Genomic DNA, 18,502 nt, shown 5'->3' on the forward strand with positions numbered 1-18,502 from the left:
ATGTCAACCGAAGGATTTGTGCGTCGGCCGCGCATTGCGCCACCTCGCGCGCCCGGTGGCGAGGTCGCACTGTCCGCACCGCCGGAGATCGATCGTCCGGTTCCGGGCAACTTGCTGATGAAGTTGATGCCGCTGGTCATGGTGGTCGCCGTCGTCGGCATGATCGCGATGATGGTCATGATGGGCCGCAACCTGCTGGCCAACCCGTTCATGATGATGTTCCCGATGATGATGCTGATGTCGATGGTCGGCATGATGGCTGGCATGCGCGGGGGCGGCGGACCGAAGAAGGCCGCCGAGTTGAACGAGGAGCGCAAGGACTACTTCCGCTACCTGGACCAGGTGCGCAAGGATGTGCGCAAAACCGGTAACGCACAGCTCGACACCCTGCTGTGGAGCCATCCGGTGCCATCCGATCTGCAATCGGTGGTCGGCACCAGGCGGATGTGGGAGCGCAGGCCCAACGACCCCGATTTCGGGCATGTGCGGGTCGGTATCGGCAGCCACCGGCTGGCCACCAAATTGGCCCGCCCCGAAACCGGTCCGCTGGAAGATTTGGAACCGGTGTCGACCGTCGCCCTGCGCCGGTTCGTGCGCACCCATTCGGTGGTGCACGGGCTGCCGACCGCGATCTCGCTGCGCGCCTTCCCCGCCATCAATATCGAAGGCGAGCGTGCCGCCTCGCTCACTCTGGTACACGCGATGTTGATGGAGTTCATCGCATTTCATGGCCCGGACCATGCGGCCGTCGCCATCATCTGCGCCGACCCCGACAGTCCGGCCTGGTCCTGGGCGAAATGGATACCGCACCTGCAACATCCGGTCGATCGTGACGGGATGGGCTCGGCCAGAATGATGTACCGCTCGCTGGCCGAACTCGAAACATCCATGGCCGCGGAGTTGCTGGAGCGCGGGCGTTTCATGCGCAACGCGCAGCCGACCGCGGGCCGCATCCACTTGCTCGTGATCATCGACGACGGTTACGTCAGCGGCGGTGAGCGGATCGTCAGCGACGCCGGGCTCGACTCGGTGACGGTGCTCGATCTCACCGCCCCGCAGACGGGTCTCGCAGTGCGCCGCGGTCTGCAACTCGTGGTTACCGACGGTATGGTCGCCGCGAAATCCGCTGTGGGCGTCGAGAAATTCGCGACCGCCGATACCGTGACGATCGCCGAAGCGGAAGCTCTGGCCCGCGACCTGGCGCGATATCGGGTCGCGACCGCCGCCCAGATGGTCAGCCTCGGCGACGAGACCCGCACCGATCCGGGCCTGATGGCGCTGCTGAAGATTCCGGATGCCGCGCAGATCGACCCGTCGGTCGTCTGGCGCCCGCGCAGTGATCGGGAACGACTGCGGGTGCCGATCGGCGTCACCCCCGACGGCACACCGGTCGAGATCGACATCAAGGAGTCCGCCGAGAACGGTATGGGCCCGCACGGATTGTGCATCGGCGCAACCGGTTCCGGTAAGTCGGAGTTCCTGCGCACGCTGGTGCTCTCGATGGTGACCACCCATTCGCCGGACCTGCTGAACCTCGTGCTCGTCGACTTCAAGGGTGGTGCGACCTTCCTCGGTCTCGATTCGCTGCCGCACGTCGCCGCGGTGATCACCAACCTCGAAGAAGAACTTTCGATGGTCGACCGCATGAAGGACGCGCTGGCCGGTGAGATGAACCGCCGTCAGGAACTGCTCCGGTCGGCGGGCAACTTCGCCAATGTCACCGAGTACGAGAAGGCGCGCGCAGCAGGCGCCCAATTGGATCCGCTGCCCGCACTGTTCGTCATCGTCGACGAGTTCTCCGAATTGCTCTCCCAGAAGCCGGATTTCGCCGACCTGTTCGTGATGATCGGTCGGCTCGGGCGCTCGTTGCGAGTGCATCTGCTGCTGGCTTCCCAGCGGCTCGAGGAGAACAAGCTGCGCGGCCTCGACAGCCACCTGTCCTACCGGATCGGCCTACGCACATTCTCCGCCAACGAATCTCGCGCGGTCCTCGGCATCACCGACGCCTACCACCTGCCGAGCGTGCCGGGCTCCGCCTACCTCAAGAGCGACGCCGACGACCCCCTCCGATTCAATGCGAGCTACGTTTCGGGGGAGTATGTTTCGCCGCGCGGCACCCGTGAGGTCGACGGCCGGGTCATCGGCGGGCAATCGCCTGCGATATTCACCGCGAGCCCGGTCGATATGCCGGAGCAGGAGCGGCCCGTCGGAACTTCCGCCACCCCTCGCGGACTTCCTGAACTACCGCCGCCGCCCGGTGCGATCGAGACGCCCGCCACCCCGACGGAGGCGGTGCCCGCGACCTTGTTGAGCGTCGTCGTGGACCGTCTGCGTGGACACGGCAGGCCCGCCCACGAGGTCTGGCTGCCGCCGCTGGACGAATCTCCCTCGGTGGATATGCTGCTGCCCGATCCGGACTGGCGTTCGCCGGTCAACCGGCACGGCCAGCTGTGGATGCCGCTCGGCGTCATCGATAAGCCCTACGAACAGCGGCGCGACGTGTTGGTCGTCGACCTGTCCGCGGGCCAGGGCAATCTGGCGGTGGTCGGCGGTCCGCAGTCGGGTAAATCGACCACGCTACGCACGGTCATCATGGCCGCCGCCGCGACCCACACCCCGGAGCAGGTCCAGTTCTACTGTCTGGACTTCGGTGGCGGAACCCTGGCCGGCCTCGCGGATCTGCCGCATGTCGGATCGGTGGCTGGCCGATTGGAAGTGGATAGGGTGCGCCGCACCATCGCCGAAGTGACGACGTTGCTGCGCCAGCGCGAAGAGCGCTTCCGCGAACTCGGCATCGAGTCGATCAGCGAATTCCGCAAGCGCAAGGCACAGTTGAACCAGCTGCCGCCGCGGGAGCGCGCCGCCGACCCGCTGGCCGAGGATCTGTTCGGCGACGTATTCCTGGTCATCGACGGCTGGCCGACCATCCGCGCCGAATACGACCAGCTCGAACCCGCGCTCAACGCGGTCGCGGCACAGGGACTGTCCTACGGCATCCACCTGATGATCTCGGCGACCCGCTGGCCCGAAATCCGGCCCGCGATCAAGGATCTCATCGGCACCCGGCTCGAATTGCGCCTCGGCGATCCGGCGGATTCCGAAATGGACCGGCGCACCGCGGTACTCGTGCCCATCGGCCGCCCGGGCCGAGGTCTGACGCCGGATAAGTTGCACAGCCTGATCGCGCTGCCGCGACTGGACTCCGACTCCGACCCGCAAACCCTGTCCGACGGGATCAGCGGCGCCAAACAACAGTTCAACGAGCTCTACGGCGACCGCCACGCACCCCAGGTCCGGATGCTGCCGCTGGAGATGCCCCGCGACGATGTGCAGGCCGAAACCCGCCGCCGCGGAATCGAACTCGGCAAGACTCGGGTCGCCATCGGCCTCGGCGAATCCGAGCTCGAACCGGTGATCCTGGACTTCGACGCACAACCACACTTCATGGCCTTCGCCGACGTCGAATGCGGCAAGACCACGCTGTTGCGCAATATCGTCATGGGCCTCGCGGAGAACTCGACCTCAGAGGAAGCCAGAGTCATCCTCATCGACTATCGCCGCACCATGCTCGGCGTACTCGAAGGCGCCCAACTGGCGGGTTACTCGACCTCAGCGCAAACGTCGTTCCCGATGATCCAGGAAGTCGCGGGCTACCTGCAGAAACGCATCCCGGCCAACGACATCACCCCCCAACAACTGCGCGACCGCAGCTGGTGGACCGGCCCGGAAATCTACATCGTTGTCGACGATTACGACATGGTCGTCACCGGCGGTCGCAACCCACTCGAGCCACTGCTGGAATACCTCCCCCAAGCCCGAGACATCGGTCTGCACCTGATCATCACTCGACGCTCCGGCGGCGCCGGCCGCGCAATGTTCGATAAGGTGCTCGGCACGATGAAGGACATGTCCGTGGACGCACTGCTGATGAGTGCCCCCAAGGACGAAGGCAAGATCCTCGGCGACATCCGCTCCGCCAAACTGCCGCCGGGACGCGGAACGCTCATTTCACGTAGCCGGGAAAACGAGATGGTGCAGGTGGCGTACTTGCCGCCGCTCTGATACCGACGTCGCGATGAGAAGTCGCTTATCTGCCGCCGCTGTGCGCCTCTGGCGCCGGCTGCGGTACCGGGGTCGGCACTGGTGTCATCGGCTCGAATGCCCAGCTGTCGGAGCGGCGTTGGAACAGCGCGCGGGACGGTCCCGAGGTGGCCGGGCCCGCGATCCGGGCGAGGTGGAAGCCTTCGCCGCGGTAGTAGTCGTGCAGATCGGTATTGGTGGTCCAGGCATCGAGCCGGACCCAGTGGCGTTGTCGTTGGCGCGCAAGCGATGCGGCGTGGGCCAGTAGCCGGTGACCGATGCGCTGGCCGGCGAAGCGGAGGTCGACGATCATGTAATGGACGATCACCGCGTCGGCCAGTTCCCATGGCGACCACAGCCCCGGGGTCGAGCGGTTGTTGACGGTGATCGTCCCGGCCGGTTCCCCCGCCACCTCGGCAATCCAGGTCTCGCCCGCGTCCAGTGCTTCGCCGACCGCCTGCGCGAAGATCTCGATGGGTAGGCCGCGGGCCGTGACGGTCCACTGATCGGAGCCGCGCGCGGTGAGCCAGGCCGTGCGCTGGATCCGGAGCCGGCAGATGGTGCTGAGATCGCTCTGGGCCGCCCGGCGGATGCTATTCATGACTGCACCGTATTCATGGCGGAACGTTTTTCATGGCAGCGAGATCCCCGGCCGGTAGGAGATGCCGAGCGTGTGTCGGATCACGTTGCTGCCCGCGTCATCGCCGAGTTCATAGGCCAGCCGGTTGCGGGTGGCGATCGACCGGTGCCTGGTGGCCCTGGTGATGCGCTCGTGGTTGGCCCCGATGCGTAGATGGTCCAGCAGGATGGTGCCGGTCGCGACACCGAGCACGATGGCCTCCTCGGCGCTGGCCGGGCGGGCGACGAGCGTGTCGCGGTGTGCGGTCTCGGCATGGCCGCGGTCGGCCAGCCGGCGTGTCGTGCCCTCGGGAATATCGTGTGGCGAGTCGATGCCGGTCGCCTCCGCCAGGTCCCGTGGATAGAAACTGACCTCCCACGACCACGGCTCGTTATCCAGGAACTGGACGACTGTCCTGGCCAAGACCCAGGCATCCTCCGGCACGCCTAGCCAGTGCGCCACTTCCGGGCTCGCCGGTTCCATTTTTGCGCTGAATTCCTTGGTCGGCTCGCGATGTGCGGCACGGGCGATCTCTTCGAAAATATCGTGGGCCGACTGTGGTCGATCCGGACGAATATGGTCGGTGAGAACCGATTCCAGGACTTCCCGGTTGCGGACTATCGTGCCGCGGGAAGTAGCTGTGTAGACCAGATTTTCGGCGACCAACACCTGAATGGCATTGCGCGCGGTAGTGATCGAAACCAGCATTTGATCGGCTAGTTCGGTATGGCTGGGCAACCGATCGCCCGGATTCCACTTGCCTGCGCGGATCTCCTCGCGGAGGAGGTCTGCGATCCGGTGGTACGTCGGACCGTCCGCCATCTTGCTCCTCGGTCAGTCGTGCAGGTAACGAAGTGTACTCTTCGTGACTCCCTACGGCCCCGTAAGCCTTGACAGGTGCCTTCAGAGGTTTATTGTAATGAAGTCCTGATCCAGGTGTTGTGCGGCGATGACGGCGAGGCAACGTGGCAGGTTCGGATTCATCTACGGTTGTGATGGCTCTTCCAGGCACACTGCGGTGTGTCGATTCGACGGTGCAGTCCCTGAATTCCGGACTGGTTCCCACCTCGGATCTACTTGTTCGGGCGTGTCGTGGTCACCGAGTTGTCGGTGGTCCGCTGCTCTGGTTCGCCCGTGACCTTGCGATTCTGCACGAGAGACGGCTCGTCGGTCGCGGTGGATCCGTATCGACCGATCCGGCGACGATCCTCGAAATCGAGCGTCGCAGAAGCGAATTGGTGATGGCGATCGACGACTGGGTGGCGCGCAGCGTGCCGCAGCACCGGCTCGGCGCGACGCTACACACCGAAACCGTCGGCTCGGTCATCGACCGGATCGCGGAATCCTCGGTCCGCGCGCACCACGCGTTGATGACCCTGGCCGCCGACGACGAGCAGTTGCACGGCGCGTGGCATCATCTGGCCGAATTGGCCGATGCCTACGACGATTTGGTGCGCGATGTACTTGCGGGGCGGCGGCGACTCCCGGAGTGGTGACGACCCGGGTTGACGAGGGGCCATGGCGCCTTATCAGGTAGCCGAGGCCCCTTGCTTATTCCGAAAGCGGTGCGCGTGGTCAGCTCACCGGCGTCGGGTGCTGGGCGAGAGACGCCAGCGCCCGTCTTCGGCCTCGCGGACCAAGTCGCTGTAGGCGATCCGTAACTCGGCCAGTCGCGTCCACGCCACGTGCATATGTTCGCCGGTCAGATCATCGGTCATCAGCAGGTGAAAGGCGCGGTCGGCCGCGGCCGCGATGCGATCGATGATGTCGCCGAGTTCGGCGTCGCGGCGGCTATCGGTACCCAGCGTCAGATGCTCGGTTGCCCAGGTATTGATATTGGCAACCAATTCCGTTCGGATACAGTCGATTACGGCCGCTTGCTCGGGATGCTCGCGGGTGATGCGGTGCAACCGCACCAGATCGTGCGACCATCGGCAGACGTGTCCGCGGACCTGTTTTCCGCTCAGCGCGCACAGTAGTTCGCTGGTGCTGGGCAGTGCCGAGCCGGTATACGTATGCACCAGAGTCGGATGCCGACGGAACGTCGGGTTCCTACAGTACGCAGGCGCGTTCACAGCGGTGCGGTGAGCTCGAGGTGGATGCCGTCGGGATCGCTGAAGGATAGGATCGCGATGCCGAGCGCTGCCAGCGGGGTGACCTCGCCGTGTTCGACTCCGGCCTCGGCCAACCGGGCGGCGGTGCGGGTCAGATCGTCGACCGAGGGCACGGTGAAGCTGAGATGGTCCAGCCCGACGCGGTCGGAATCGAATGTGTCGCTCGGATCGGCCACCGGGCGTAATCCGAACAGCATTCCGTTCGTGTGGAATACGACGCCACCGTAGAACTGGGCCGGATCGGTCCGCACGTGCGGGTCCTCGGGCCGACCAGGCGATTCCACCGCGATCTCGAAACCGAGCACGTCGCGATAGAACACCTTGGAGCGGTCGATATCGGTCACGGTCAGGCGGATGTGGTGGATACCGGTGGTTTCGACGATCGTCATGTGAACTCCGTAGGGCAGGCCGGGTAAGCAGTATGAACAGTAAGCCGCTTTATCCGCGCTTCCGAGTGTCGGAAACGACATATTCAGTACTGTTTGCGACATGGATGTTGCGGTCTTTGTGCAGGACGGCGTCGCCGATCTCGGACTCACCGCCGTACTGGAGACCTTCGCCACCGCGAACGCACGGCGCGAGGAGCTCGAGTCGGCACCCGATCCATGGCGGTTGCACATCGTCGCCGACGGCGAACACGTGCGCACAGCACACGGTTTCCACGTGCAGACGACACCGATGACCGCACTGCCCGATGACGTCGGCCTGATCGTCATTCCGGCCTCGGGCGTCCTGGATGCGGACGGTCTGATCGGCTTGGTGTCCGCACCCGCGAATCGGCCGGTGCTGCAATTGATGACGCGCGCCTATGCATCCGGCGCCCATCTCGCCGCGGCCTGCACCGGCACTTTCTATCTGGCCGAGGCCGGTGTGCTGGACGGTGCGGTGGCAACGACGAGTTGGTGGCTCGGCCCGGCCTTTCGGCGCCGATATCCGCGCATCGACCTGGACGAGAGCCGAATCCTGTGCCGGGCCGATCGGCTCACCACCGCGGCGGCCACGCTCTCGCATATCGACCTCGCGCTCTCGCTGATCGCCACGCAGAGTCCGACCCTGGCCGAGTTGACCTCCCGATATCTGGTGGTCGGCGATCGCCGAACGCAGAGCGACTCCGCGATTCCCGAGGTGATCGCCCGAAATGACTCCCTGGTCGCCGCATTCGAGCGCTGGGTGCGCGACCATATCGCCGAGCAGTTCCGCATCGCCGATGCGGCGCATCGGCTCGGCGTGACCGAACGCACCCTACAGCGCGCCACGCAAGCCGAAATCGGGATGTCGCCAAGGGATTTCGTGCACGAGGTCCGGCTGCAACGCGCCACCCAGCTACTGCGCACCACGACCCTGACCGTCGACGCGATAGCGGTCAAGGTCGGCTACCTGAACGCGGGCACCCTGCGCGGACTGTTCCGCCGCCGCCGCGGACGATCCATCGCTGAGGTGCGCGCGTCCCGATTATCTTGGTGAAAAGCATGATTACGGCGTCGGTGACCACAACGAAGCGCGTGTTTCGACCGGCTTTCGCGGCCAGTCCCATGCACGTGTGGAGGCGCCGACCCGGATCGACGGGGCAAGCGCTCGGCAGCGATCAGGCACGTGGCAGGCCGGACCCACGCCGACGGGCGGCGCCCGGCGGGCGACCAGATGCCGTGGCGGCCATCGGACTCAGCCCGAGTCGCGACGGCTCGGGCACGAGACGCATCAGGAGAGCCGCGAACACGCAGCGCCGCATCCGCTGCTGGTCAGACTTGGTAGCGGCGGTGATCGATGCCGAATTCGTCGGCAACTGTCGCGGCGAGTTCGACGTACGCACGCTTGGTGGTTTTGTGCAGGCGGTGCAGATCGATCTCGGCGCCCTCGGACAGGTGCGAGTCGTACGGGATGATGTGCACCGCGCGGCAGCGCGACAGGAAGTATTCACGCAACTGCTGGATGCCGACATTCGGGGAACCCTCACGCGGCAGGTTGATCACCACGACCGCATTGCGGACCAGATGGTCGTGGCCGTGCAGGGACAACCAGTCCAGTGTCGCCGCCGCACTGCGCGCACCATCGATCGCGGCCGAGGAGATCAGCACCAGCGAATGCGCGAGGTCGAGCACGCCGCCCATGGCCGAATGCATCAGTCCGGTACCGCAGTCGGTCAGGATGATGTTGTAGAACCGCTGCAGGATGCGGGCGACCGCGCGGTACTCCTCGTCGTTGAATGCCTCCGATGCGGCCGGATCCCGTTCGCTGGCAAGCACTTCCAAGCGGCTGGTGCCCTGCGAGGTATGCCTGCGCACATCCGAATAGCGCTCGATCGTCGGATCGAGCAGGAGATCACGCACGGTGGAGCGGGTCTGCAACGGCACCCGCTGCGACAGTGTGCCGAAGTCCGGATTGGCATCGACCGCGATCACCCGGTCACCGCGGATGGAGGCGAAGATCGATCCGAGACCCATTGTCGTGGTGGTCTTTCCGACACCGCCCTTGAGCGAGAGCACCGCGATCCGATAATCACCGCGCACCGGCTGGCGGATCCGCGCGACCAATTCCTGCAGCCGCAACTCCTCCGCGGACATTCCGGGATTGATCGCGCCGCCGGACACATGGTGCACGGCCTTGCGCCACCCACTGCTCGGCGACTTCTTCGCACGCCGCAACGGCACGTCATCGAGTGAGGGCTGCGGTCCGTGCGGATGCTGCTGCGGAGGCTGTCCAGACTGATGCTGGGCACCCTGCTGATACCCGGACGGCCCATATCCTGGCCCCTGCGACCCAGCGGGCGGTTGGCCGAAGCCGGCCGGATCCCCAACGGGCCCTTGCTGTCCTGTCGGTGCGTGCCCCTGCTGCCATTGGTCCGGCTGCGCACCCGTCGGCGACTGCTGTCCCGCGGCCCGCGCCGCCGGATTCTGCCACTGCTCACCCTCCGGCGCCCGCCCGATGTGTGGCTGGCCATATCCGGGCGCGCCTTGCCGTGGTGCGTGATCGCCACCGGGCGCTTGGCCGGTATGTCCCGGGCCGCCCTGCCATGGTGCCTGGTCGCCAACTGCTTGCCCCACGGGTCCGGGCGCGCCTTGTGCTCGGTCGCCGCCGGGGGCGTGGCCCGTTGGTCCGGGTTCGCCTTGCCGCGGTGCCTGCCCCGCAGGGCCGCCCTGCCACGGTCCCTGATCCCCGGCAACTTGTTGCCCGGCGGGCACGGGTCCGCTCTGCCATGGCATCTGGTCGCTTCCGGGTGCTTGGCCCGTGGGTGCGGGTCCGCCTTGCCACGGCGCGTGGTCGCCGCCGGGGACTTGCCCGGTGGGGCTGGGTCGGCTCTGGCTCGGCGTCTGGTCGCTTCCGGGTGCTTGGCCCGTGGGTGCGGGTCCGCCTTGCCACGGCGCGTGGTCGCCGCCAGGAGCTTGTCCCGTTGGGCCGGTTCCGCTTTGCCATGGCGCTTGGTCACCGCCGGGTGCGTGCCCTATGGGGCCGCTCTGCGACGGTGCCTGGTCAGTGCTGTGCCCTCTGGGCGCAGGTCCGCCTTGCCATAGTGCTGGATCGCCGGGTGCTTGCCCCGTAGGCGCGGAGCTACTGTGCCACGGTGCGTGATCGCCACCGGGTGCTTGCCCCGTAGGCTCGGGTCCGCTCGGCCGCGCTGAGCCTGGCTGATCGCCGGCCGGTGTTTGCGCGGTGGACGGTTGCCCGTACCCAGGGCCGCTCGGCCACGACGCGGCCGGATAGCCGCTGGGTGCTTGCCCTGCCGGCCCGGGTCCGTGCTGCCATGCCGCTTGGTCGCTGCCAGGTGCCTGCCCGGTTGGGGGTTGCGCGTACCCGGGGCCGCCCTGCCCCGGCGCGGCCGGGTCGCCGCCCGGTGCTTGCTCGGTGGACGGCTGTGCATACCCAGTTCCGTCGTGCCACTGACCATTCGGTTGGTCGGTGCCCGGGGCTTGCGGTCCCGCTTCGGGTTGCGCGTACCCGGGCGCATTGTGGTCGCTGCTCTGCCCCTCGGCTACTGCGGATTGCGCTGCTCCGGTTGCGCTTCCTCGATCGCCGGGCCCATGCGGTGTCGACTGCTCGCCGGTCGGAACTTGCTGATCGCTGGCAGTATCAGTCGCCCGCGCGGCAGCATCGCCGGACCCACTCGACCCTTCGGCCGTGTCGATCTCCGTTGGCAGCCGGTGCCGTCCACCGATAGGCATCGATACGCCCGTCGTTCCGGGCACCGGGTGCGCGGCCCAACCGGGCGTAGCCAACCCACGTACCCGTTGCGCCGCATCGGAACCAGACTGCACCGTCGTCCCGGTCGGCTGCGGGGATTCGGTCGCGGTTCCCTGCGGTCCCGCGCCCAGAGGTCCCGGCTCATCGCCCGATGCCTGGGGTCCCTCCGAACCCGAACCGGCTGGATTCGGGCTATCGCGTTGCGGCCGACCGGACTCCGGCTCCCCGGCGCCGGTATGCCCTTGAAAGTCTGCTCCCTGCGGCGCGGAGGGCGGTCGCTGCAAGTCGCCGCCGAGTGCGTGCGGTGCCGACGGAGGACGCTGGAAGTCGTTACCGGGTGCCTGTGGTGCGGACGCGGGGCGACTGAACTGGCCACCCTGGCTCTGGGGTGCGGTCCCCGGGCCGGGCATCTGCCCGGAGGCCGAATCGTCGTCGGTTTGTGTCGCCCGGCTGTACTGACCGTAGTCGTGCGCCACACCAGTGCTCGCAGATGATGTTGCGCCCGAAGGGGATCCGTCCGCAGTGGGGCGGACGGCGGAATCCTGGGCGCGATCGTGTGGTGCGGGTCCGTACTCCGAGAAGGCGGTGCCGGGCACCCGTGCGGCGCCACCCGACCGTCGGGTCGGATCAACCGTCGCGGAATCGAATATCGGTGTCGCACCGGGGGATTCCGCACGATCGCCCGTTCCCGTGCCTGCGGCGGAACCCACGGCGTCGTTCGCGTCCTGCTCGGCACCGAGAGTTCGCGCCGAGCCATCCTGATCCGTGCGGGTTACCGGATTCGGTTCATCGCTCGCCGTCGCGCCTGCCGAGCCGGAGTCACCCGCTACGCCAGCAGTCGAGGGCACACCGGAGCCCGCCGAGGAGGTATCGAATTCCCCTGGTGGCGGCGGCAACTCGGGCCGCTGCCCGGTCCGCGCAGCCCCTTGCGCAGCAACGGTCTGATCCGACGTCGGCTGCTCCGGCGCGAGCCAAGGCGGTGGGCCATCGTCACCTTGCGAGACCAGCGGACGCGCGGCGTCCAACAGTTCCGCCCGGCCATCGCCGCCGTCCGAGCCGGCCCGGCTCGACTCGAGTCCGGGGCCCCCCGAGCTGTCCGTACGTCCCGCGTCTGGTCGCGAAGATGGACTGTCGATTCCGCGCGGGTCGTGCTGGCGCGGTTCATCGCTTCGTGTGGGCGGTCCGTCGATGCCATGAGAGCCCTGTGGACGGGGTTCGTCGAGTCGCGAAGGCGGGCCGTCGATTCCCTGCGGGCCGTGTGGTTGTGGTTCGTCGAGGTGAGTCGGCGGGCCATCGATACCGCGTGCGTGCGGTTCATCGAGCCGTGCCGACGGTGCGTCGATGCCGGGCGAGGTCGGCGCGTGTGGTGCGTCGAGCCGTGACGGTGGCGTGAGTTGGCCGTTGTTCGATCGGTTTTCGGTCGAAGTTGGGCCGGGTTGGTCGGGTGCCGAGGCCGCGCGGGTGTGCGGGTCCATGCCAGCCGCGTGGGGGGACGGTTGGCCTTCTTCGGTGCGTGGCGTATCGAGCCATGGCGGCGGGGCGTCGAAGTCGCCGGACGGCGGCATGCCGGGGCGCTCGGTCGTCGGCGGCTGCGGCGGTGCGGCAGGCGAATACGGTTGTGCGGCGGCCTGGTTCGGTGGCGGCGGCAGGTCGGGGCGCGACGACTGGTAGCGCACCGTCTCCTCGACGGACGCGGGCGGCGCTGCGGCCGTGGTCGGTTGGCCCGTACCTGGGTGCTGGACGGCAGGCGATTGCGTAGCGCCGAGCGGCTGGGCCGGAGACGTTTGGGTAGCGCCCGGTTGCTGATAGTTGGCAGCGGGCTGCTGAGGGTCGGAAGGGTGGAGCGGCACCAGCGGTTGCGACGGTGCCGTCGGCGGCCTGCTACTGCCGAGTGGATCGAAGCCCGCGGAGGGCTGGCGCGGATTGCGGGTCGGCAGCGGGGTGCCGCCTTGCCAACCGTTTTCCGGGCGCGGCGCACCCTGCGCGGCCTCATCCGGACGTGCATGGGGACTCGAGTCGTGCTGCGGCGGACCCTGTCGGTGTGGATCCCCTGGCTCGGGGCCGCGCTGAGGTTCTGGGCCGCGCTGGGGTTCTGGGCCGCGCTGGGGTTCTGGGCCGCGCTGGGGTTCTGGGCCGCGCTGGGGTTCTGGGCTGTGCTGGGGTTCTGGGCTGTGCTGGGGTTCGGGGCGGTGCTGGGGTTCGGGTCCGCGAAAGGCGTTCGGGCTCTGGAAACCACCTGGTCCGCTGTGCAGTTCGAAACCGGGCCCGGACAATTCACGCCCCGTCGAACCGGGGCGCTGCTCCTCGGGCTCGTCCTTATTTTTGCGGCGACCGAACCGGCGCTTGTCCCGGCGCGCGGGCTCGGGACGCTCCGTCTCCGGCGCGCGCTTGGAACGTCCACGCCGCGAAGGCGCTTCATCGATGATGTCGTCGGGTGGCAGATTCTGTACGGGCGCTTCGTAGCCGCCGGTGACATCGCTCTCGGATAGCCACGGGGGCAGCATGGGGAGGCCGTCGTTATTACGGCTCACACGTCCCCCTTGATCTGCTCGACCTTTATTCCTGGGCTCGAGGTCAGTTTACGCGACGACTCTGCACCATCACGGGTGGGGAGTAGGCCGGAATGACCGGCTTTCAAACCCCTTTCGCGAGACCTATCGGTCCCGACACACCTCTCGATACGCACGCCGCGAGGTGCCGCGATGTATGACCGCGATCACTCTGCGCGGCCGATTGCCGCGCGTCTGCTTCGGCACCGGAGTTCCGTCTCGATCCTGATCTCCGGCGGTCGCTGAGCACCCGGTAGGTGCCGACCAGCGGCGCGAAGGCACGTCCACGTCGCCTCGCCCGCCCAACGTGGTCGACGGATCAATGCCGAGGGACACCAACCCGCCACTGCCGCAACATCATTGTGCCGTACCGCGACCTGGACCCCACGATTCCGGCGGGTATCGTCAGGTGCCGGGTGAGCGCGGCCGGATCGGACGTCCCCGGCGAGGGGGCCGCTATATCCGGCGAGCAGAACTCCTTCTCCGGCGTTCCCCAACGCATCCCTGTCAGGGTGGCGACCGGGCTCCACCGCATCCCATGCGATCTGTTGCCGAGCCATCGCCATGCGAGCCAGTACGGGAGGTCGCCGCGACGGGTGTTCCGTCGGCTCTCTGCGCCGAGCGGTCGAGCCATCTGCGCGCGGCGGGCGGGGGATGCCGGACTGGCCGTCGCCGACGTGCTCCTGCTCGGTCGGGGTGGATGACGACAAAACCTCGACGGCGATCAGCGGCCGACTTCCGATCTCAGCGCCGACGGTGTCTTTCCGCTGGCGCGACGACCACGACTCCAACGCGGGGCGGCGCCGCAGCCCCGCGCACCATGACTAGGCTGGCAACTGCGGGTCCGGGCACCCGCCGCATGCGCACCGGGTGCGCAACAATAGGCGTTCGCTCCATCTGTTACCAGGGTGAATTGGCCTGCCCGCGATTGACCCGGTAAGCTTGGTCGGCGGTGCACCTACGCGCCGACTGTTTGCATGTCGCCGATCGGTCGACCGATGGGTTACATGGAATCAGATACAAGGCAATCAAACCAGGTTTGAGCGTAAACCGGGATCGCGGAGGACATGGCGAAGAAAGACGGGGCCATCGAGGTCGAGGGTCGAGTTGTCGAGCCGCTGCCCAATGCGATGTTCCGGATCGAGCTCGAGAACGGGCACAAGGTTCTCGCGCACATCAGCGGAAAGATGCGGCAGCACTACATTCGCATCCTTCCCGAGGACCGTGTGGTCGTCGAGCTTTCGCCCTACGACCTGTCGCGCGGCCGCATCGTTTACCGCTACAAGTGAATCGGGTGGGTGACTTCTGCTCGCCGAATTGATTCACCTGGCTCGCCGCCCAGCGCGGCGGCAAAGACCTCCCCAGTCTTCCGGCTGGGGAAAAACTGTGTTCACACCCGTGTGAACCGAACAAGATTGGACGGACGTGAAGGTTCAGCCGAGCGTCAAGAAGATCTGCGAGAAGTGCAAGGTGATCCGCCGTCACGGTCGGGTCATGGTGATCTGCGAGAACCTGCGCCACAAGCAGCGTCAGGGCTGAGTTCGCGGCACCAGCCGGGCACCGATCACTGATCGGCTTGGCCAACTGAAGAAGACCTCCCAGCGCCAGCGGGCACACACTGTGCCCGCGCACCCCCGGACCGGAGGCCGGGGCCCCACCAAGACGAGGGGACGGACAGGGAGCAGACCTCCGCAACGATTAAGGAACCTGCCACATGGCACGTCTCATGGGCGTCGATCTTCCGCGCGAAAAGCGCATGGAGATCGCGCTGACCTACATCTACGGCATCGGCCGTACCCGCGCCAACGAGATCCTCGAGGCGACGGGCGTCAGCCCGGACCTGCGGTCGAAGGACCTCAGCGACGAGCAGGTCACGCAGCTGCGTGACTACATCGAGGGTTCGGCCCTCAAGGTCGAGGGTGACTTGCGCCGCGAGGTGCAGGCCGACATTCGGCGCAAGATCGAGATCGGCTGCTACCAGGGTCTGCGTCACCGTCGTGGCCTGCCCGTGCGTGGCCAGCGCACCAAGACCAACGCGCGCACCCGCAAGGGCCCGAAGCGCACCGTCGCAGGCAAGAAGAAGTAGGGGATAAAGGATGCCTCCGAAGAGTCGGGCCTCCGGCCCCAAGAAGACCCAGAAAGCGCGTCGCAGGGAAAAGAAGAACGTCCCGCACGGCCACGCGCACATCAAGAGCACGTTCAACAACACGATCGTGTCGATCACCGATCCGTCCGGCAACGTCATCTCATGGGCGTCCTCGGGCCACGTCGGCTTCAAGGGTTCGCGCAAGTCGACCCCGTTCGCCGCGCAGCTCGCCGCCGAGAACGCGGCCCGCAAGGCGCAGGAGAACGGCGTCAAGAAGGTCGACGTCTTCGTCAAGGGACCGGGTTCGGGCCGCGAGACCGCGATCCGTTCGCTGCAGGCCGCCGGCCTGGAAGTCGGCACGATCTCCGATGTCACCCCGCAGCCGCACAACGGCTGCCGTCCGCCCAAGCGGCGTCGCGTCTAGCGGGAAAGGAATAACGAAAAATGGCTCGTTACACAGGCCCCATCACCCGTAAGTCGCGTCGTCTGCGCGTCGACCTTGTCGGCGGCGACCAGGCGTTCGAGCGTCGCCCGTACCCGCCCGGCCAGCACGGCCGCGCGCGGATCAAGGAGAGCGAGTACCTGCTCCAGCAGCAGGAGAAGCAGAAGGCGCGCTTCTCCTACGGCGTCATGGAGAAGCAGTTCCGCCGGTACTACGAAGAGGCCAACCGCCTCAAGGGCAAGACCGGTGACAACCTGCTCCGTCTGCTCGAGACCCGCCTCGACAACGTCGTGTACCGCGCCGGTCTGGCGCGCACCCGTCGGCAGGCTCGCCAGCTGGTCAGCCACGGTCACTTCCTGGTGAACAACCGGGCCGTGAACGTCCCCAGCTTCCGGGTGACCCAGTACGACATCATCGATGTCAAGCAGAAGTCGCTCGGCACGCTGCCGTTCCAGGTCGCGCGCGAGACCATCGGCGACCGCCCGGTTCCGGGCTGGTTGCAGGTGATCCCGGGCCGGCTGCGGGTCCTGGTGCACCAGCTCCCCGAGCGCGCCCAGATCGATGTGCCGCTGCAGGAACAGCTGATCGTCGAGTACTACTCGAAGTAGTCCTTCGGCGAGCCGTCCCCGGATACCCTGGGCGGCATGCACGCGCAGCTTCGCTGCTGGTGCGTGATCGTCTCCCCCAGCCGTAGCGACTGCTTGCAGGTCGCTCGAAAGGGTCAGCCGATCACGCACAACCCCTAAGACGTGGGCGTCAAATAGTGGGCGCCCGTACAGGAGGATGATCCTAATGCTGATTTCACAGCGTCCGACGCTGACCGAAGAGGTCGTCGCCGAGAACCGCTCGAAGTTCACCATCGAACCGCTCGAGCCGGGCTTCGGTTACACCCTCGGCAACTCGCTGCGGCGTACCCTGCTGTCCTCGATTCCGGGGGCCGCGGTTACCAGCATCCGCATCGACGGTGTCCTGCACGAGTTCACCACCGTTCCCGGTGTGAAGGAGGATGTCACCGACATCATCCTGAACCTCAAGGGGCTGGTCGTGTCCTCGGAGGAGGACGAGCCGGTCACGATGTACGTGCGCAAGCAGGGCCCGGGCACAGTCACCGCGGGTGACATCGTGCCGCCTGCCGGTGTTGTCGTGCACAACCCGGATATGCACATCGCCACCCTGAACGACAAGGGCAAGCTGGAGATCGAGCTCGTCGTCGAGCGCGGTCGCGGTTATGTCCCGGCGGTGCAGAACAAGGCGTCCGGCGCGGAAATCGGCCGGATCCCGGTGGATTCGATCTACTCGCCGGTGCTCAAGGTGACCTACAAGGTGGAGGCCACCCGTGTCGAGCAGCGCACCGACTTCGACCGTCTGATCCTGGACGTGGAGACCAAGAACTCCATCACCGCCCGGGATGCGCTCGCCTCCGCGGGCAAAACCCTGGTCGAGCTCTTCGGTCTGGCCCGTGAGCTCAATGTCGAAGCCGAAGGCATCGAGATCGGCCCCTCGCCGGCGGAGGCGGATCACATCGCCTCGTTCGGTCTGCCGATCGAGGATCTGGACCTCACCGTCCGGTCGTACAACTGCCTCAAGCGCGAGGGCGTGCACACGGTCGGCGAACTCGTCGCCCGCACCGAATCGGATCTGCTGGACATCCGCAACTTCGGCCAGAAGTCCATCGACGAGGTCAAGGTCAAGCTGCACGCGCTCGGCCTCTCGCTGAAGGACAGCCCGGCTACGTTCGATCCTTCGTCTGTGGTGGGTTACGACGCGAGCACCGGAACGTGGAGCGACAGCGGCACGTTCAGTGACACCGATGGTGGCGAGCAGGACTACGCCGAGACCGAACAGCTCTAGGCCGCCGGGGTAGGCGCCCCGGTCCCGGCCTCTTCTAAGGAGAACAAACAATGCCCAAGCCCAAGAAGGGTGCCCGCTTCGGCGGGTCGGCGTCGCACCAGAAGGCGATCTTCGCCAATCTGGCCACGGCGCTCTTCGAGCACGGTCGGATCACGACCACCGAGGCCAAGGCCAAGGCGCTGCGCCCCTACGCCGAAAAGCTGGTCACCAAGGCGAAGGCCGGCACCCTGGCCGACCGGCGCGAGGTGCTCAAGGTCATCCGCAACAAGGATGTCGTCCACGAGCTCTTCGCCTCGATCGGTCCGTCGTTCGAGGGCCGCGAGGGTGGCTACACCCGCATCATCAAGACGCTGCCCCGCAAGGGTGACAATGCGCCGATGGCGGTCATCGAGCTGGTCCGGGAGAAGACCGTGACCAACGAGGCCGATCGCGCCCGTCGCGTTGCCGCGTCCAAGAAGGCCGAGGCGCCCGTCGCCGAGACCGTGGTCGAGGAGAAGGCCGAAGAGGCCGTCGCCGAGACCGTCGAGGCCGAGGCTCCCGCTGCCGACGAGGCCGCTGAGGACAAGAAGGACGCCTGACGTTCGC

General features: G+C 66.8%; 17 protein-coding genes. 12 read left to right on the top strand and 5 right to left on the bottom strand.

Annotated features, from left to right (window positions below):
• Entirely contained in the window at positions 1-4,062 is a 4,062-nt protein-coding gene (gene eccCa / locus AB0J29_RS06590) for a type VII secretion protein EccCa (RefSeq protein ID WP_364780325.1), read from the top strand.
• Between the two features lie 25 nt (positions 4,063-4,087).
• On the opposite strand, the gene AB0J29_RS06595 is transcribed toward eccCa, so the two are convergent.
• Together AB0J29_RS06595 and AB0J29_RS06600 are read right to left on the bottom strand one after the other, a co-directional pair.
• Entirely contained in the window at positions 4,088-4,681 is a 594-nt protein-coding gene (locus AB0J29_RS06595; RefSeq protein ID WP_364780328.1) for a GNAT family N-acetyltransferase, read from the bottom strand.
• Positions 4,682-4,711: 30 nt separating this feature from the next.
• Positions 4,712-5,521, bottom strand: coding sequence for a GntR family transcriptional regulator (locus AB0J29_RS06600; RefSeq protein ID WP_364780331.1), 810 nt, complete (start codon positions 5,519-5,521; stop codon positions 4,712-4,714).
• A 212-nt stretch (positions 5,522-5,733) separates the two neighbouring features.
• Here AB0J29_RS06600 and AB0J29_RS06605 point away from each other — a divergent pair, with 212 nt between their 5' ends.
• Positions 5,734-6,195 (top strand): DUF4254 domain-containing protein, encoded by a 462-nt coding sequence (locus tag AB0J29_RS06605; RefSeq protein ID WP_364780334.1) that lies wholly within the window; start codon positions 5,734-5,736, stop codon positions 6,193-6,195.
• 84 nt (positions 6,196-6,279) lie between these two features.
• Here the strand turns inward: AB0J29_RS06605 and AB0J29_RS06610 are convergent, their stop codons facing one another.
• Both AB0J29_RS06610 and AB0J29_RS06615 read right to left on the bottom strand, forming a co-directional pair.
• On the bottom strand, positions 6,280-6,720 hold the full coding sequence (locus tag AB0J29_RS06610) for a hypothetical protein (RefSeq protein WP_364780338.1): 441 nt from the start codon (positions 6,718-6,720) through the stop codon (positions 6,280-6,282).
• 50 nt (positions 6,721-6,770) lie between these two features.
• Complete coding sequence (locus AB0J29_RS06615) at positions 6,771-7,202, bottom strand: VOC family protein (protein WP_364780341.1); 432 nt, start codon at positions 7,200-7,202, stop codon at positions 6,771-6,773.
• 100 nt (positions 7,203-7,302) lie between these two features.
• On the opposite strand from AB0J29_RS06615, the gene AB0J29_RS06620 reads away from it, so the two are divergent.
• Positions 7,303-8,277, top strand: a complete 975-nt coding sequence (locus tag AB0J29_RS06620; RefSeq protein ID WP_364780344.1) for a helix-turn-helix domain-containing protein — start codon at positions 7,303-7,305, stop codon at positions 8,275-8,277.
• Positions 8,278-8,552: 275 nt separating this feature from the next.
• Here AB0J29_RS06620 and AB0J29_RS06625 read toward each other — a convergent pair whose 3' ends face one another.
• Entirely contained in the window at positions 8,553-9,854 is a 1,302-nt protein-coding gene (locus AB0J29_RS06625; protein ID WP_364780347.1) for an AAA family ATPase, read from the bottom strand.
• A gap of 2,476 nt (positions 9,855-12,330) precedes the next feature.
• On the opposite strand from AB0J29_RS06625, the gene AB0J29_RS06630 reads away from it, so the two are divergent.
• The 9 genes from AB0J29_RS06630 (at position 12,331) to rplQ (ending at position 18,495) form a co-directional block, all read left to right on the top strand.
• Positions 12,331-12,660, top strand: coding sequence for a hypothetical protein (locus AB0J29_RS06630; protein ID WP_364780350.1), 330 nt, complete (start codon positions 12,331-12,333; stop codon positions 12,658-12,660).
• A gap of 278 nt (positions 12,661-12,938) precedes the next feature.
• Positions 12,939-13,478, top strand: coding sequence for a hypothetical protein (locus tag AB0J29_RS06635; protein ID WP_364780353.1), 540 nt, complete (start codon positions 12,939-12,941; stop codon positions 13,476-13,478).
• Between the two features lie 1,127 nt (positions 13,479-14,605).
• Positions 14,606-14,827, top strand: a complete 222-nt coding sequence (infA, locus tag AB0J29_RS06640) for a translation initiation factor IF-1 (protein WP_003418601.1) — start codon at positions 14,606-14,608, stop codon at positions 14,825-14,827.
• A gap of 136 nt (positions 14,828-14,963) precedes the next feature.
• Positions 14,964-15,077: a 50S ribosomal protein L36 gene (gene rpmJ, locus AB0J29_RS06645; protein ID WP_040686659.1), complete on the top strand. Its 114-nt coding sequence runs from the start codon at positions 14,964-14,966 to the stop codon at positions 15,075-15,077.
• Between the two features lie 175 nt (positions 15,078-15,252).
• The gene (gene rpsM / locus AB0J29_RS06650; protein ID WP_364780356.1) at positions 15,253-15,624 is read left to right on the top strand and encodes a 30S ribosomal protein S13; all 372 of its coding nucleotides are present in this window, start codon (positions 15,253-15,255) and stop codon (positions 15,622-15,624) included.
• Positions 15,625-15,634: 10 nt separating this feature from the next.
• Positions 15,635-16,048, top strand: coding sequence for a 30S ribosomal protein S11 (rpsK, locus tag AB0J29_RS06655; RefSeq protein WP_364495837.1), 414 nt, complete (start codon positions 15,635-15,637; stop codon positions 16,046-16,048).
• A gap of 20 nt (positions 16,049-16,068) precedes the next feature.
• A complete protein-coding gene (gene rpsD, locus AB0J29_RS06660; RefSeq protein WP_364780360.1) occupies positions 16,069-16,674 on the top strand; it encodes a 30S ribosomal protein S4 in 606 nt (201 codons plus the stop codon).
• 184 nt (positions 16,675-16,858) lie between these two features.
• The gene (locus AB0J29_RS06665; protein WP_364495831.1) at positions 16,859-17,917 is read left to right on the top strand and encodes a DNA-directed RNA polymerase subunit alpha; all 1,059 of its coding nucleotides are present in this window, start codon (positions 16,859-16,861) and stop codon (positions 17,915-17,917) included.
• 50 nt (positions 17,918-17,967) lie between these two features.
• Positions 17,968-18,495, top strand: a complete 528-nt coding sequence (gene rplQ / locus AB0J29_RS06670) for a 50S ribosomal protein L17 (RefSeq protein WP_364780364.1) — start codon at positions 17,968-17,970, stop codon at positions 18,493-18,495.
• Positions 18,496-18,502: the final 7 nt, after the last annotated feature.

This window comes from Nocardia sp. NPDC049707, from assembly GCF_040674855.1.
Taxonomy (GTDB): Bacteria; Actinomycetota; Actinomycetes; order Mycobacteriales; family Mycobacteriaceae; genus Nocardia.

Excerpts from the sequence above, each read along its gene's own strand:
- eccCa (WP_364780325.1), top strand. The coding sequence starts at position 1 with ATGTCAACCGAAGGATTTGTGCGTCGGCCGCGCATTGCGCCACCTCGC.
- AB0J29_RS06595 (WP_364780328.1), bottom strand. The coding sequence starts at position 4,681 with ATGAATAGCATCCGCCGGGCGGCCCAGAGCGATCTCAGCACCATCTGC.
- AB0J29_RS06600 (WP_364780331.1), bottom strand. The coding sequence starts at position 5,521 with ATGGCGGACGGTCCGACGTACCACCGGATCGCAGACCTCCTCCGCGAG.
- AB0J29_RS06615 (WP_364780341.1), bottom strand. The coding sequence starts at position 7,202 with ATGACGATCGTCGAAACCACCGGTATCCACCACATCCGCCTGACCGTG.
- AB0J29_RS06620 (WP_364780344.1), top strand. The coding sequence starts at position 7,303 with ATGGATGTTGCGGTCTTTGTGCAGGACGGCGTCGCCGATCTCGGACTC.
- AB0J29_RS06630 (WP_364780350.1), top strand. The coding sequence starts at position 12,331 with ATGCCGGGCGAGGTCGGCGCGTGTGGTGCGTCGAGCCGTGACGGTGGC.
- infA (WP_003418601.1), top strand. The coding sequence starts at position 14,606 with ATGGCGAAGAAAGACGGGGCCATCGAGGTCGAGGGTCGAGTTGTCGAG.
- rpsM (WP_364780356.1), top strand. The coding sequence starts at position 15,253 with ATGGCACGTCTCATGGGCGTCGATCTTCCGCGCGAAAAGCGCATGGAG.
- rpsK (WP_364495837.1), top strand. The coding sequence starts at position 15,635 with ATGCCTCCGAAGAGTCGGGCCTCCGGCCCCAAGAAGACCCAGAAAGCG.
- rpsD (WP_364780360.1), top strand. The coding sequence starts at position 16,069 with ATGGCTCGTTACACAGGCCCCATCACCCGTAAGTCGCGTCGTCTGCGC.
- AB0J29_RS06665 (WP_364495831.1), top strand. The coding sequence starts at position 16,859 with ATGCTGATTTCACAGCGTCCGACGCTGACCGAAGAGGTCGTCGCCGAG.
- rplQ (WP_364780364.1), top strand. The coding sequence starts at position 17,968 with ATGCCCAAGCCCAAGAAGGGTGCCCGCTTCGGCGGGTCGGCGTCGCAC.